The organism is Streptomyces aureocirculatus, from assembly GCF_000720475.1.
Taxonomy (GTDB): domain Bacteria; phylum Actinomycetota; class Actinomycetes; order Streptomycetales; family Streptomycetaceae; genus Streptomyces; species Streptomyces aureocirculatus.
This window is the reverse complement of the sequence record NZ_JOAP01000042.1, coordinates 1-14,784: the sequence shown is the minus strand read 5'-3', so window position 1 is coordinate 14,784 and position 14,784 is coordinate 1. Positions and strand designations below refer to the sequence as shown.

Genomic DNA, 14,784 nt, shown 5'->3' with positions numbered 1-14,784 from the left:
TGGCCCGAGGGACAGCGTTCGCTAGGATCGGGCCATGGAACAGGTCAGGAAGCGGGCCGCGCCGCACCGGGTCGTCGTCCTCGCCCTCGACGGCGTCATCCCCTTCGAACTCGGCATCCCGCAGCGGATCTTCGGGCGGGCCAGGAACGCCGCGGGCGAGGCGCTGTACTCCGTGGTGACCTGCTCGGTCCGCCCGCCGGGCCCGGTCCGCACGGACGCCGACTTCGCGATCCTCGCCGAGCACGGGCCTGAGGCGCTCGCCGCCGCGGACACCCTCGTCGTGCCCGCCTCCTACGAACTGGGGCCCGTGTACGAGGAGGGCCGTCTCACCGGCGAACTCGCCGCCGCCCTCGCCAACTTGCGGCCCGGCACACGCCTTGTGTCCATCTGCACCGGCGGCTACGTCCTCGCGGCGGCCGGATATCTGGACGGCCGCCCCGCGACCACGCACTGGGCGTCGGCCGAACATTTCCAGCGGCTCTTCCCCGCGGTCGACGTGGACGCGGACGTGCTGTTCATCGACGACGGCGACGTGCTGACGTCGGCTGGGGTCGCGGCCGGGCTCGACCTGTGCCTGCACCTGGTGTGCCGCGACCACGGCACGGCGGTCGCCAACGACGTGGCCCGGCGCACCGTGGTGCCGCCGCACCGCGACGGCGGGCAGGCCCAGTACATCCGCCGCCCCGTGCCCGAGCCGCAGGTCGCGACGACGACCACGGCGCGGGCGTGGGCGCTCGGGCGGCTGCACGAGCCCATCCAGCTACGGGACATGGCCGAGCAGGAGACGATGTCCGTACGGACCTTCACCCGCCGGTTCCGTGAGGAGGCCGGGATCAGCCCCGGGCAGTGGCTCACGCGGCAGCGCGTGGAGCGGGCCAGGCACCTCCTGGAGTCCAGCGACCTGTCGGTCGACCAGGTCGCGCGGGACGCGGGCTTCGGTACCGCCCAGTCGATGCGGCAGCACTTGCAGGCGGCCCTCGGGGTGACGCCGACCGCCTACCGGCGGACGTTCCGGGCCATGGCCGACGGCAGCCGGTAGTGATCCGACCCGCGGCGGCTCGGCGCGCGCCGGGCGCTGAGGCCCCCCGCGGGTCGCCTGCGGGTCGCCAGCGGGTCGCCAGCCTTGCCGTCTGTCGCGCTACGCGCTCGTCCTCAAACGCCGGACGGGCTGGAAATCTCCACGCCCGCCGCCCACCCCATCGCGCTGCGCGCTCGTCCTCAAACGCCGGACGGGCTGAAAACCCTCAAGCGCCTGGCGGGTTGGAAACCATCCCTCGCCGGACGGGCTGGAAACCATCCATCACCGGACGGGCCGAGAACCTCAGAACACCAGTACCGCCCGCGCCACCTTCCCCGCCTCCGTGTCCGCCCGCGCCGCCGCGAACTCCTCCACCGGGTACGTCCGCGTCACCAACTCGTCGAGGAGCAGGCGTCCCGCCAGATACAGGTCGGCGTACAGCGCGAAGTCCCGTTGCGGGCGGGCCGAGCCGTAGCGGCAGCCGAGGATCGACTTGTCGAGGAACAGGGAGGAGACGAGGAAGGACGCCTCGGCCTGCGCTGGCGGCACGCCAAGGAGGATCGCCTGGCCGTGCCGGTCGAGCACGTCGACGGCCTGCCGGATCAGCTCCACGCGGCCCACGCACTCGAAGGCGTGGTCCGCGCCGGTGGGCAGGATCTCCGGGACACCGGCCGCCGACACCAGGAAGTGGGTGGCGCCGAACTGCCTGGCCGGCGCCTCCTTGGCGGGGTCGTTGTCGACGGCCACGATCGTCGTGGCCCCCGCGATGCGGGCGCCCTGGAGTACGTTCAGGCCGATGCCACCCGTGCCGATGACCACGACGGAGTCGCCGTACGCGACCCGCGCGCGGTTGAGGACGGCACCGACGCCGGTGACCACGCCGCAGCCGATGAGCGCCGCCGACGTCAGCGGGATCCGGTCAGGGATCCTCACGGCCTGGACGGCCTTGACGACGGTGCGTTCGGCGAACGCGGAGTTCGCGGCGAACTGGTGGAGCGGCTGACCGGCCCGCGTGAAGGGCTGTCGCGGCATGCCGATCGCCTTGCGGCACATGGTGGGGCGGCCCCGGTCGCACTCGGCGCAGGCCCCGCAGTTCGCGATGGTGGACAGAGCCACGTGGTCGCCGGGCGCGACGTGCGTGACACCCGCGCCGACGGCGTCGACGACGCCCGCGCCCTCGTGGCCGAGCACCACGGGCCGCGGGAAGGGGATGGTCCCGTCGAGGACCGACAGGTCGCTGTGGCAGAGCCCGGCCGCCGCGACGGCCACCAAGACCTCGCCGGGCCCCGGCCCTCGTACCTCCAGGTCGTCCGCCACTTCGACCCGTTCCCCGTCGAACACCACGCCTCTCATGGCGCACCCCTCACCGGCCCCTTGGCCTCTCTCGGCAGTCCGAGCACCCGCTCGGCGATGATGTTCCGCTGGATCTCGTCGGAGCCGCCGTACACGGTGTCGGCGCGGGAGAAGAGGAACAGGCGTTGCAGTGCGTCCAGTTCGTACGGGGCTTCCGCGTGCCAGTCCGTGGGGCCGATGGCGGCCGCCGTGCCGCGTACGGCCATCGCGAGCTCGCCGAGGCGCTGGTGCCAGCCGCCCCACAGCAGCTTGGCCACGCTGGGCGCACCGGCGTCGGCCCCTGGTCCGCCGCCGCCACCGAGCGTGCGGAGCGCGTTCCAGCGCATGACGCGCAGCTCCGCCCACTGCCGCACCAGGCGGTCGCGCAGTACCGGGTCGGCGGCGCTCCCGGTGCGCAGCGCCTCGCGCACGACTGCGTCCAGCTCCTGCGCGAAGCCGATCTGCTGGGCCAGCGTCGACACCCCGCGCTCGAAGCCGAGCAGCCCCATGGCGACCCGCCAGCCGTTGCCCGCGCCGCCCACCACGTGGTCGCCGCGCGCTCGGGCGCCGTCGAAGAAGACCTCGTTGAACTCGCTGGTGCCGGTGAGCTGCCGGATCGGACGGACCTCGACGCGGCCGGGCTGGTCCATGGGCACCAGGAGGAGGGAGAGCCCGTGGTGCCGGTGGGAGCCCGGCTCCGTGCGGGCCAGGACGAAGCACCAGTCCGCCTCGTGTGCGAGGGACGTCCAGATCTTCTGGCCGGTCACGTGGTAGGTCCCGTCGCCGTCCCGGACGGCGGCGGTGCGCACGCCCGCCAGGTCGGACCCCGCGCCCGGTTCGCTGTAGCCCTGGCACCACAGGGCCTCGCCGCGCGCGATGGGCGGCAGGAACGCGTCCTGCTGCTCCTGGGTGCCGTACGCGAGGAGGGTGGGCGCGAGCAGGTTCTCGCCCACGTGCCCGCTGCGGCCGGGCGCCCGCACGCGCGCGTACTCCTCGGCCCACACCACTTGCTGCGTCAACGTGGCCCGCCGCACCCCGTACACACCCCGCCCCACCCGGGAGTTCCCGGTTTCGCAGGGGTGGGCCCCGGCCGCCCCGGAGTCACTGGCACCCCCGGCCCCCCAGCCGATCCCGATCCACCCGCCCCGCCCGAGCTCCCGCTCCCAGGCCCGCCGCACGCTCCCGCGCTCGTGCTCGCTCCCCGGGCCGCCCTGCCCCGCGGCCCGCGCGAACTCCCCGACCAGATGCTCCTGGAGCCAGGCCCGCGCCTCCCGCCGGAAGGCCTCGTCCGCGTCACCGAATGCGAAGTCCACGGCGCGGCCTAGGCGTGGGGGCGGGGGGCGGGCGCGGACCCGCCCGCGTCACGGCCCCCGGGGACACCCGGCGCGGCACCACCCCCGGAGCCCCCGCCCCCGGGCACCCCCCCGGAGAGCGGCGTCGCCCCGGGGCGCTTGGCCGCGGCGGCCCGAGCCATCTCCTCCAGCCTCCCCAGCATCGGCATCGGATCGGTGCCGACGGTGCCGGGCAGGAAGTCGGCGATCTTCTGCGGGGTCCAGCCGCCCTCCGCGTACCCGGCGCGCAGCTCCCGCGGCTGTGCCCAGACGGCGATCTTGGGTCCTGCCACGGTGTACACCTGGCCGGTGATCTTCTCCTGCCGGGCCCGTTCGCTCAGGAGGTAGACGACGAGGGCGGCCACGTCCTCGGGTTCGCCGATCTCCGTGAGTTCCATGGGGACGTTCGCCGACATCCGCGTACGGGCGACGGGGGCGACGGCGTTGGCGGTGACCCCGTACTTGTGCAGGCCGAGCGCCGCGCTGCGGACCAGGGAGATGACGCCGCCCTTGGCGGCGCTGTAGTTGGCCTGGGCCACGGAGCCCTGGTGGTTGCCGCTGGTGAAGCCGACGAGGGTGCCGGAACCCTGCCCGCGCATGACGGCGGACGCGGCCCGGAAGACGGTGAAGGTGCCCTTCAGGTGGGTGGCGACGACGGGGTCCCACTCCTGCTCGGACATGTTGAACAGCATCCGTTCGCGCAGGATCCCCGCCACGCACACGACACCGTCCACACGCCCGTACTCGGCGAGGGCCACATCGACGACCCGCTGCCCGCCCGCCATCGTGGAGACGTCGTCGGCGACGGCGACCGCCGCGCCCCCGGCCGCCTCGATCTCCTTGACGACGGCGGCGGCGACCTCGCTCGTGGGCTCGCCGCCGTCGATGGACACGCCGTAGTCGTTGACGACGACCCGCGCGCCCTCGGCCGCGGCGGCGAGGGCGACCGCCCGGCCGATGCCCCGCCCGGCGCCGGTCACGGCGACCACCTTGCCTGCCAAGAAGTTCCCCACGTCGGCCCCTTCCCGCGGTTTCTGACGGACCGTTAGATTTTAGGGCCCGCCGGACACCGGAAGACAAGCCCCGGGGAGCATCCATGTCAGCGCCGACCACACCGGACCCGCCCGCCGTACCGCCGACGCGAGCCATGCCACCGGCGTACCTCGACCTGGCCGAGCGCGTGAACAACTGGGGGCGCTGGGGCGCCGACGACGAGATCGGCACCCTGAACCTGATCACCGACGCGGTGGTGCGCACGGCCGCCGCCGCGGTCCGCACGGGGCGGCGCGTACCGCTCGCGCTGCCGCTGCGCCAGGACGGCGTCCAGTCCGGCACGATCCCTGGCCGCGTCAACCCGCTGCACACGATGGTGCAGATCAACCAGCGGCTCTTCGGCCCGGACACGGTCGCCACCAGCGACGACACGGTGACGATGGGTCTACAGGCGGCCACCCACTGGGACGCCCTGCCGCACGCCTCGCACTCGGGCCTGCTCTACAACGGCCGCCCCGCCGACACGATCACCGCGCACGAGGGCGCCAGGTTCAGCTCCATCGCCACGGCCGCCCACATCGTCTCGCGCGGCGTCCTCCTCGACGTCGCCGCCGCCAAGGCCCTGTCACAACTGCCCGCCGACCACGCGGTGACCCCCGAAGATCTCGACGGGGCCGAGGAGTTCGGGGGTGTCGCGGTCGGCGCGGGCGACATCGTTCTCGTACGGACGGGCCAGATCCAGGTGTATCTCGCGGGCGACAGGAACGCCTACGCGTATCCGTCGCCGGGCCTGTCGGTGCGGACGCCGGAGTGGTTCCACGCGCGGGACGTGGCGGCCGTCGCCAATGACACGCTCACCTTCGAGATCTTCCCGCCGGAGATCGAGAACCTGTGGCTGCCGGTGCACGCCCTGGATCTGGTCGAGATGGGCATGCCGCAGGGCCAGAACTGGAATCTGGAGGAATTGTCCACAGCCTGTGGAGAGACGGGCCGGTACGCCTTCCTGCTGTCGGCGACGCCCGAGCCCTTCGCGGGCGCGACGGGCTCGCCGGTGGCGCCGGTCGCCGTCCTCTGACCCAGGCACCGGACCCGCGCCGACGCCGAGGAGGTCGGGTGGCGGCGCGTCCGCGCCCGCCCCGAGCGCTGTGTGGCGCACCGCCATCCGGCTCCGGCGTACGGGCCCCGCCCCCCTTGCCGCCCTGGGGGAGCACCACGCCGAATCACGACCCGCACCTCGCCAAGGGCCGGGCCACAGGCGCCAGCGCCCCTCGGCGTCCCCTCGCAGCGGGCCGCTGCGACCAGCGTGATCAATGGGTCACGTCGCGTCAACACCGAGTTGGGGATTTACGGTGTTTGCCGGATTTACCCACGCCCGCGCACGGCCGCGCACGGAGGCACGGGACGGCGCATACGGCGGCACGCCAGGTGACTCGGGGGCGCGGGGCGCGCGTCGTGGGGCGCCGCGGCACAGGAGGGCGTGGGGGCGGCCGGGGATCACACGGCTTCGTACGCGACGTCCTGGTGGGTCGCGCCGCCGAAACCCTGGTGGGTCGTGCCGCCGAAACCCTGGTGGGTGGCGCCGTCGAAGTCCTGGTGGGTGGCGCCTGCGAAATCCTGGTGGGTGGTGCCTGCGAACGTGTCGGCGGGTGTGCCCGTCTCGCAGCGGTCGACCTCGCACCAGATGCTCTTGCCCGCGCCCTCGTGCCGCCAGCCCCAGCGGTCGGCGAGGCCGTCGACGAGTTCCAGGCCGCGGCCGTTGGTGTCGTCACCCTCCGCGCGCCGGGGCCGGGGCGGGCAGGTGCTGCGGTCGGCGACCTCCACGCGGACGGTGCCGGGCTCGTCGGTGGGCAGACCGGGGAGCAGCATGCTCAGGACCGCCGGACAGCCCGTGTGCACAACGGCGTTGGTGACGAGCTCCGAGATCAGCAGGATCAGCGTCTCGGCCACCTGCTCGTCGGCAGCTATACCCGACCCGGCGAGCCGGGAACGGGCCCATCTGCGCGCCCGGCCCACTTCCGCGGGATCCGGCCCGACTTCCAACTGAACTTGAAGCACCTGCACCGCTCACACCATCCGAACCGGCGGACACATCGCCTCGTGGCTCCGGGGGGTCACCGACCGTGATCCCCTTGGGAGACAGCATGGTTGACGTTGAGTCACCTCAACAAGCGCTTCGGGCATATTCCAGCGCGAAGGAGTACGCGTGCGGCATACTGTGCGACGCGCGCCGCGGGGGGTCGAACAGGCGGGGGCTCGGCCTGGTCCTGCGCGGCGAGAAGCACGCGTCACCAGGCACGGAGCCGCCTCAGGGGCAACACCGGCATGGCTCGGCCTCAGAACCACTCGCATCTCACACAAGGTACCGGAGCCGGGCACCGACTCCGCGTCGTGACGAGTCACGCGTAGGACACAACCCGGTATCGACGCTCAGTAGCCGGGGCACCACTCAGAGGGCCGCGGCGAGATCCTCCTCCGCCTGTCGGGCACCCGCGCCGAGCCCGGCCCGCACCCAGGCCCGCTTGAGGTGCAGATGAACGTCCGACTCCCAGGTGAACCCCATGCCTCCGTGCACCTGCAGACAGTCACGGGCGTTGCGCACGGCGGCGTCGTCGGCGAGCAGCCGGGCCCCGGCGGCCGCGAGACGGTCACCGGTGACCGCGGCGGCGTACACGGCGACCCGGGCCAGTTCCGCCCGGACCAGCATGTCGGCGCACAGGTGCTGCACGGCCTGGAAGCGTCCTACGGGGCCGCCGAACTGTTCCCGGGTGCGGGCGTGTTCCACGGCTGACTCGCACGTACGCGTGGCGGAGCCCAGTTGTTCGGCGGCGCGCAGGAGCGAGGCGACGTGGGCCGAAGTGCGCGGGGCGTGCGGGTCGTGCGGGGTGTACGGGTCGTGCGGGTCGTGCGGGTCGTGCGAGGTGTTCGGGGCGTCCGGTACGCGGTGCAGGGGGGTCAGCGGGTCGACGGACCGTACGGGCACCGCGCCGTCCGTGTCCCCGCGCACCACGTCGGCCTCCTCCAGCCAGGGCACGAGTTCCCCCTCGACGGCGGTGACGACCGTCTCGCCCGCCGCGGCGCCCTCGACGTCACCGGCCGCGAGGAAGGTGGCGACGGCGGGCCCTGGGAGGAGCACCCGGCCCGCCTCCTCGAAGGCGAGCACGGCCTCGGGAAGGCCCAGGCCGACGCCGCCCGCGTCCTCGGGCACGCACAGCGCGAAGAACCCCGCGTCGCCGAGGGCCCGCCACAGCTCCCGGTCGAGGGCGGGGGCCTCGACCGCGGCGCGCAGCGCGTCCCGCCCGAAGCGGCCCTCCATGACCTCCCTGATGCCGCGCCGCAACGCCCTTTGATCGTCGCTCGGTTGGAAGTCCACGCGCTGCTCACCGCCCTTTCGGCAGGCCGAGGACGCGCTCGGCGACAATGTTGCGCTGGATCTGCGAGGTGCCGGCGGCGATGGTGTACGACAGCGCGGACAGCCGCTCCAGGGTCCAGGGCCGTTCCAGGTCGAGGGCGCCGGGCCCGAGCACGTCGGCCGCCGCGTCGTACAGCTCCTGGCGGGCGTGCGAGTAGCGCAGCTTGAAGACGGAGCCGCCGGTGCCGGGCACGCCGCCGGTGCGCCTTGCCTCGGAGACGTTCCACTGAGTCAGCCGCCACAGGGCGGTGAACTCCGCGCTCAGCCGCCCGAGGCGGCGGCGCAGCGCCGCGTCGTCCCAGCGTCCGTTCGCGCGCGCCTCCCCGGCGAGCTCGCCGAGCAGTCGCCTACAGGCCACCACCTCCCCTACGAAGGCGGTGCCGCGCTCGAAGGACAGCGTCACCATGGAGACACGCCACCCGTCGTCCTCGGCGCCCACCCGGTTCGCGACCGGCACCCGCACCTCGTCCAGGATGACCTCGGCGAACTCCGTGGAGCCCGCGAGCGTGCGCAGTGGCCGTACGGTGATGCCCGCGGCGTCCATCGGCAGAGCGAGCCAGGTGATGCCGCGGTGCTTGGGCACCTCCGCGCTCACGGGTGTCGTGCGCACCAGGAGTTCGCACCAGTCGGCGACCTCGGCGTGCGAGGTCCAGATCTTGGAACCGCTCACCACGTAGCAGTCGCCGTCCCGCCACGCGCGCGTGCGCAAGGACGCGAGGTCGGACCCGGCGTCCGGTTCGCTGAAGCCCTGGCACCACACCTCGTCACCGCGCAGCACGGGCGGCAGCCAGCGTGCGCGCTGCTCGGGGGTGCCCTCGGCGGCGATGGTGGGGCCCGCGTGCAGCAGCCCGACGAAGTTGGCACCCACGTAGGGAGCCCCTGCCTTCTCCGTCTCCTCCAGGAAGATCAACCGCAGGGTGGGGGCCGCGTCCCAGTGCACCTCGCCGTACCCCGCGTCGTACAGCATCCGCTGCCACCCGGTGTCGTACGCCCGCCGCCCCGGCCAGTCGTCGGGCGCGGGCCCGGCGGGCAGCGCGGGCAGCACGTCGGCGAGCCAGTCCCGCAGCCCGGCACGGAAGGATTCCTCCTCCTCGGTGTACGTCAGGTCCATCGAGGTCCCCTCGTACGAGCATTTCTGATGCGGCGTCAGTTATGGGCGTCGGATTGCAGGCTAGCCCCGCACCCCTGGACCGACAAGGAGCGGAGCCCTACGCTCTCGGCACGAGCTGACGGGCCGTCAGTCATCGTCGCGCATACCGCACTTCACCCCGCGCGAGCCACGAGGGGGCCGCCGTGCACCACGACACCGCTCACGCCCTGAGCGCCTGCGCCACGCTCTGGGAACTCATCGAGCGCCGCGCCGCCCTCACCCCGGACGCCTCCGCCCTGATCCAGGCCGCCGCCGACCCCGCCGGCGACCGGACGCTGACGTTCGGCGGCCTGCGGGAGCGCTGCGAGCGCGTGGCGGCGGGCCTGTACGGCATGGGGGTGCGCCCCGGCACGGTCGTCGCCTGGCAACTGCCCACCCGTATCGAGACGGCCGTCCTGTCCTTCGCCCTCGCCCGGATCGGCGCCGTCCAGTCCCCCGTGATCCCCTTCTACCGTGACCGCGAAGTCGGCTTCGCGCTCAGGGAGTCCAAGGCCGAGTTCTTCGCAGTACCGGGCGTGTGGCGGGGCTTCGACCACACGGAGATGGCCCGGCGGCTCGGCGCGCGCGGCGTGTTCACCGCGTACGACGACCTGCCCGACGGCGACCCCGGACTGCTGCCCGCGCCGCCCGCCGACGGCCGTGCGGTGCGCTGGATCTACTGGACGTCCGGCACGACGTCCGACCCCAAGGGCGTCCTGCACACCGACCGTTCGCTGCTCGCGGGCGGCTCCTGCCTGGCGCACGCGCTGCGCCTCACCCCGGACGACGTGGGGTCGATGGCCTTCCCCTTCGCGCACATCGCGGGCCCCGACTACACGGTGATGCTGCTCCTGTACGGCTTCCCCGCCGTCATGTTCGAGCACTTCGCGCTGCCCGACGCGCTGGCCGGGTACCGGCGGCACGGGGTGACGGTCGCGGGCGGCTCGACGGCGTTCTACTCGATGTTCCTCGCCGAGCAGCGCAAGCAACCAGGACGCAAGCTGCTCCCGGCGCTGCGGCTGCTCGCGGGCGGCGGCGCCCCCAAGCCGCCCGAGATCTACCACGCGGTGGTCCGCGAGCTCGGCTGCCGCCTCACCCACGGCTACGGCATGACCGAAGTACCGATGATCACGATGGGCGACCCCGACGACACCCCGGAACACCTCGCCACCACCGAGGGCCGCCCGCCCGTGGGCATGGAGATCCGGATCACCGGCGCCGACGGCGGGGAACTGCCCCCGGGCACGGACGGCGAGGTGCGGCTGCGCGGCGAGGCCGTCTGCCGGGGCTACCTGGACGCGGCCGCCACGCTTGCCGCCTTCGACGAGGACGGCTTCCTCATCACCGGCGACCTCGGACACGTACGGGAATCCGGCCATCTGGTGCTCACCGGCCGCGCCAAGGACATCATCATCCGCAAGGGCGAGAACATCTCCGCCAAGGAGATCGAGGACCTGCTGCACACCCACCCGGCGGTGGCCGACGTGGCGGTGATCGGGCTGCCCGACCCGGAGCGCGGGGAGCGCGTCTGCGCCGTCGTCGAAGGGGTACCCGGCGCCCCCGGGTTGACGCTCCCGGAGGCTTCGGCGTATCTGCGGGCACGGGGCCTCGCGGCGTACAAGGTGCCGGAGCAGGTCGAGATTGTGTCGGCGCTGCCCCGCAACGAGGGCTTGCGGAAGGTTCTCAAGTACAAGTTGCGGGAGCGGTTCTCCCAGTGAGCGGTCAGTGAGCGGCGGCCCGCTACTCGGGGACGGTGAAGTACTCCGCGAAAGCCCTGACCACCTGGTCCTCCGTCACCGGGCCCAGGGCGGTGGCGGACTGCGCGGCGAGGGAGGAGTCCACGCCGAGGACGCGCAGGGCCCGCTGGACCTCCTCGGGCGTCACCGAGGCGTCGCCGTCGCCGTCCGCCAGGGCGATCAGCGCGTGCAGGAACGGCCGGGCGATCTCCGCGAACCGTGCGGGATTGTCGCGCAGCCGCTTCACGGCCCCGCCCACGAACTCGTCCTTGGTGATGCGCTGGTCGCCGTCCCGGTCGGCGATGCCCGCCATGCCCTGCCAGAACGCCTCGGCCCCGACATACAGGGCCTGGCCCTTCTCGGACCGCGCGGTCACCCCGAACTCGGCGAGCAGCACCTTGGCCGCCGTGCTGAAGTCCTCACGGGAGATGTAGCCGTTGCCGTCCTGGTCGAAGGTGGCGAAACGGGCCGCGATCCTGCGTTCGTACTCGGCACTGTCCATGGTCTTCGGGCCGCCTCACTTCTCATGCGGTTGGGGGGTCCGGCCGCCGCGGCCGACGCCGCGTGAGCCGTCCTACAGGTGTCTGTCCAGGAGCGTACGACGCCATCGGCCGCCAGGAGGCGGAAAAGCAACGCCTGTGCCAAGACCGCGGGAAATCCGCGACAAAGGTGTGTCACGGACATCTGTGCGACCGGGCGGGCGCAGCGACGACGGGGCCGTCCGGGACGGTTGTATCAGTAAACCGATCTTGTCCGGGAGACAGGGTTCCGCTTCGCTCCCGCCCGGGTGCGGCCCGGCCTCGCGGTCGGCCTTCGGATCAGGGCTCATGCCTTGCGCGGCCACCTTCCGGTCATGGTCCCGCCCGCCCTAGGCGGTCAGCGGTGCGGCGCCGTCGTCGACCGCCGACGCCGCGTCCGGATAGACCTCGAAGAGCCGCCGCACACCGAGCGCGGCGAGCACGCGGTTGACGTGCGAGCCGTCGACCGCGCCCTGCGCGGGCAGGATCAGGCGCAGCCGGCCGCGGCAGGACCGCATCAGACGGCGCGTGGTGATCAGTACGCCGACACCGCTGGAGTCGCAGAAGAACACGTCGGACAGGTCGAGCACCAGGCTGCGGCGGCCGTCGGCCACGGCGTCGTGAACGCGCTGGCGCAGCACGGGCGAGGCCAGGAGGTCCATCTCCCCCGACACCCGCAGCACGACCCAGTCGCCCTGCTCACCCACTGCCACCTTCAACGACACGCGCCAGCCCCTCGTCCACCGATCCGGAAGCAGCTCCTTCGTTTCTTCTCTCCCGGCTGCCCCACAGCGGTTCCATGAAACACCAGGGCCCCATGCGTCCCGAAAGCGGGCTTTGGGGACAACGGTTCCGGGCACCCGGACCCGGGGGGCGGCGTTCAATATCATCCGTGGCCGCACACGGCCCCGCTTTGCCGCAAAGAACATGAAAGCGAGGGGAAAGGGCGGTGCGCTGTCAGTGACGCCGACTACATTCGAAGTAACCGGAGCAACCGGGGCAGCCGAAGCAACGAGGCCGGTGACGACGGCGAGCGCACGAGGGGGCCGCATGCCGAAGGACGCGCCACGCCGCTGGGACCGCCGCATGCAGCAGCGCCTGGCGCACGGCGAAGCAGCCGCGCTCGGCGAGCTGTACGACCACTTCGCCTCGCTGGTGCACGGCCTCGCGCACCGGGTGCTCGGCGACGTGGCGGCGGCCGACCGCATCACGCGCGAGGTGTTCACACACATCTGGGAGAACCCCGAGGCGTACGACCCCAAGCAGGGCCCGCTGCGTTCGTGGATCGCCACGCTCGCCCACCAGCAGGCCGTCCGCAGGCTGCGGCACACCGAGTCCGCGGCCCTGGCCCGCGGCGGCGACGGCACCCCGGAGGACCTGGAACGCAAGGTCCACCGCGCCTCCGCGGCCGCCCGCGCCGACTACATCGTCACGGCCATGCCCGCCCCACTGCGCGCCGCCCTGGAGCTGGCCTACTTCCAGCGCCGTGACTATCGCCAGACCGCCGCCGACCTCGGCGTCACGGAGGACGAGGCCCGCCGCAGGCTCCGCCTCGGCCTCCAACTGCTCGCCACCGCCCACGACACCCCCGCCTACACCGAAGGACCGACCGACACGGGGGCCCATGGCTACGGGAGAGCACTGTGAACAGGCCCGACCAGCCGGATCCGTACGACGGCGAGGGCCATGGCCGAGGCTCCGACGACGACCGGCACCCCGGCCACAGGACACCGCGGATACCGGCACCGCGGTCGTCGGTGGAGGACAGCGGACTGCCGCTGCCGGAGGTGCCCGCGGCCACGGGTTCCCCGCACTCCCCGGTCGAGCCGGAGCCCCCGGTGGAGACTGAGCCCAAGGTCGAGCCGGAGGCCCCGGTCGTGCCGGAGGCCCTGGTCGAGCCGGAGGCCCCGGTCGGGCACGGCCTCGACCACGACGTCCTGAAGTCCTTGCTCGGCGCCTGGGCGCTGTCCGCCTGTTCGGCGCCGGAGGCGATCGCCGTCGAGGAGCATCTGGGCACGTGCGGGCCGTGCGCGGAGGAGGCGCTGCGGCTGCGGGACGCGGTCGGCCTGCTGCACCCCGAGGAGAGCCTCGACCTGGACCCGCGGCTGCGCACCCGCGTCCTGGAGAGCTGCCTCGGCCGCCGCCCGCCGCGCATCCCGCTGCCGGAGTGGGCCGCTCCGTACGACGCCGAGACGGCGCGGCTCGACGCGCTGCTCCAGGACATCGGGGACGCCGAGTGGCACGCCCCGGTCCGCCTCCGGTGGTTCGAGGGCGATGTGCCGGTGAGCCGGAAGACGACGGTCGCCGGGGTGATCGCCCATCTGCTCGCCGTGGACGGCCTGGTGGGGGCCGCGCTCGGCCTCACCGATCCGCTGGGTCCCGAAGCGCCGCCGGTGCCGCATCCCACGCGGCGCACGGAGACGTTCTGGAGCGCGTCGCGCTTCCCGCCGACGCGGGCGGTGCGCGAACCCTGGCGGGACCAGACGCACGAACTGATCAGGACGGTGTCGTTCGCGGGCGGCGGCTCGGGTCGTCTCGCCGTGGAGTACGGCGTGGCGGGTACGGCGACCGCCGGCGGTGCGGATGCGGTGGACGACGAGGGCGGCCGGACGTTCGCGATGCCGCTGCGGGACTCCATGGTGGAGCGGGCCTTCGAGTGCTGGATCCATGCGGAGGACATCGCGGAGGCGGTGGACTACCCCTACGAGCCGCCCTCGCCCCGGCACTTGCACCACATGATCGACCTGGCCGCGCGAATGCTGCCCGCGACGCTGGCCGAGCGGCGGCGGGCCGGGCGGGCGGCGCCGTCGCGGGAGCTCGTCGTGGCGGGGGCGCCGGGGCGCAGCCTGCGCCTTGAGGTGGAGGGGGTCGGTGGCGGGGAGTGGTTCATTCCGCTCGACTCGCCCGGGGCCAGTGGGTCCGCCGAGTGCGAGGTCGCGCATATCGCGCTCGACGGGGTGGAGTTCTGCCGCCTGGCCGCGGGGCATGTCGCCCCCGAGGAGGCGGCCGCCGGCCAGGTGGGCGACCGCGAAGCCATCCGCGATGTTCTCTTCGCGGCGGCTTCCCTGAGCCGCCTGTAGGCGCCCCGCAGTTGGGGCGCCGTTCCGTACCTCGCCTCCCGCCACCGCCTCCCGCCGCCGCCTCCCGCCGCCGCCTCCCGCCGCAGGAGGGTCCCGCCCACCGGGGCTGCGCCCACCCGTTCCCCGGTCGCGCCCTGCCCCTCCCGCTCCGCGGCCGGACCTTCCCCACCCGCCCACCCGCATCTGCCTGCCACACGGTGGGCGTCTCCCGCGGGGATCACCCACCGCAGGCGGCTAC

General features: G+C 73.4%; 13 protein-coding genes. 5 read left to right on the top strand and 8 right to left on the bottom strand.

What is annotated here, in order from left to right; all coding sequences use genetic code 11:
• Positions 1-34: 34 nt before the first annotated feature.
• Positions 35-1,039, top strand: a complete 1,005-nt coding sequence (locus IG78_RS0131280) for a GlxA family transcriptional regulator (protein ID WP_030569436.1) — start codon at positions 35-37, stop codon at positions 1,037-1,039.
• Between the two features lie 282 nt (positions 1,040-1,321).
• On the opposite strand, the gene IG78_RS0131275 is transcribed toward IG78_RS0131280, so the two are convergent.
• The 3 genes from IG78_RS0131275 to IG78_RS0131265 are packed head-to-tail and all read right to left on the bottom strand — an operon-like array spanning position 1,322 to position 4,694.
• On the bottom strand, positions 1,322-2,371 hold the full coding sequence (locus IG78_RS0131275; protein WP_030569423.1) for a Zn-dependent alcohol dehydrogenase: 1,050 nt from the start codon (positions 2,369-2,371) through the stop codon (positions 1,322-1,324).
• A complete protein-coding gene (locus tag IG78_RS0131270; protein ID WP_030569420.1) occupies positions 2,368-3,663 on the bottom strand; it encodes an acyl-CoA dehydrogenase family protein in 1,296 nt (431 codons plus the stop codon). Before IG78_RS0131270 ends, IG78_RS0131275 begins: the two co-directional genes overlap by 4 nt.
• A gap of 8 nt (positions 3,664-3,671) precedes the next feature.
• Positions 3,672-4,694, bottom strand: coding sequence for an SDR family NAD(P)-dependent oxidoreductase (locus IG78_RS0131265; protein ID WP_225882401.1), 1,023 nt, complete (start codon positions 4,692-4,694; stop codon positions 3,672-3,674).
• Between the two features lie 134 nt (positions 4,695-4,828).
• On the opposite strand from IG78_RS0131265, the gene IG78_RS0131260 reads away from it, so the two are divergent.
• Positions 4,829-5,749, top strand: coding sequence for a cyclase family protein (locus tag IG78_RS0131260; RefSeq protein ID WP_030569414.1), 921 nt, complete (start codon positions 4,829-4,831; stop codon positions 5,747-5,749).
• A gap of 419 nt (positions 5,750-6,168) precedes the next feature.
• Here the strand turns inward: IG78_RS0131260 and IG78_RS0131255 are convergent, their stop codons facing one another.
• From IG78_RS0131255 to IG78_RS0131245, 3 genes are all read right to left on the bottom strand, one after another.
• Positions 6,169-6,735 (bottom strand): ATP-binding protein, encoded by a 567-nt coding sequence (locus tag IG78_RS0131255; protein WP_199813359.1) that lies wholly within the window; start codon positions 6,733-6,735, stop codon positions 6,169-6,171.
• Positions 6,736-7,120: 385 nt separating this feature from the next.
• Positions 7,121-8,044, bottom strand: coding sequence for an acyl-CoA dehydrogenase family protein (locus IG78_RS0131250; protein WP_030569408.1), 924 nt, complete (start codon positions 8,042-8,044; stop codon positions 7,121-7,123).
• A gap of 7 nt (positions 8,045-8,051) precedes the next feature.
• The gene (locus IG78_RS0131245) at positions 8,052-9,194 is read right to left on the bottom strand and encodes an acyl-CoA dehydrogenase family protein (protein WP_030569405.1); all 1,143 of its coding nucleotides are present in this window, start codon (positions 9,192-9,194) and stop codon (positions 8,052-8,054) included.
• 182 nt (positions 9,195-9,376) lie between these two features.
• On the opposite strand from IG78_RS0131245, the gene IG78_RS0131240 reads away from it, so the two are divergent.
• Positions 9,377-10,930, top strand: a complete 1,554-nt coding sequence (locus IG78_RS0131240; protein ID WP_030569402.1) for a class I adenylate-forming enzyme family protein — start codon at positions 9,377-9,379, stop codon at positions 10,928-10,930.
• A 22-nt stretch (positions 10,931-10,952) separates the two neighbouring features.
• Here the strand turns inward: IG78_RS0131240 and IG78_RS0131235 are convergent, their stop codons facing one another.
• Positions 10,953-11,450, bottom strand: a complete 498-nt coding sequence (locus IG78_RS0131235; RefSeq protein WP_030569399.1) for an EF-hand domain-containing protein — start codon at positions 11,448-11,450, stop codon at positions 10,953-10,955.
• A gap of 366 nt (positions 11,451-11,816) precedes the next feature.
• Positions 11,817-12,191, bottom strand: a complete 375-nt coding sequence (locus IG78_RS0131230; protein ID WP_030569396.1) for an STAS domain-containing protein — start codon at positions 12,189-12,191, stop codon at positions 11,817-11,819.
• Between the two features lie 325 nt (positions 12,192-12,516).
• Between IG78_RS0131230 and IG78_RS0131225 the strand changes: the two genes are divergently transcribed.
• Positions 12,517-13,113, top strand: coding sequence for a sigma-70 family RNA polymerase sigma factor (locus IG78_RS0131225; protein WP_030569393.1), 597 nt, complete (start codon positions 12,517-12,519; stop codon positions 13,111-13,113).
• Positions 13,110-14,546: a zf-HC2 domain-containing protein gene (locus IG78_RS0131220; protein WP_030569390.1), complete on the top strand. Its 1,437-nt coding sequence runs from the start codon at positions 13,110-13,112 to the stop codon at positions 14,544-14,546. The genes IG78_RS0131225 and IG78_RS0131220 overlap by 4 nt, the downstream gene beginning before the upstream one ends.
• Positions 14,547-14,784: the final 238 nt, after the last annotated feature.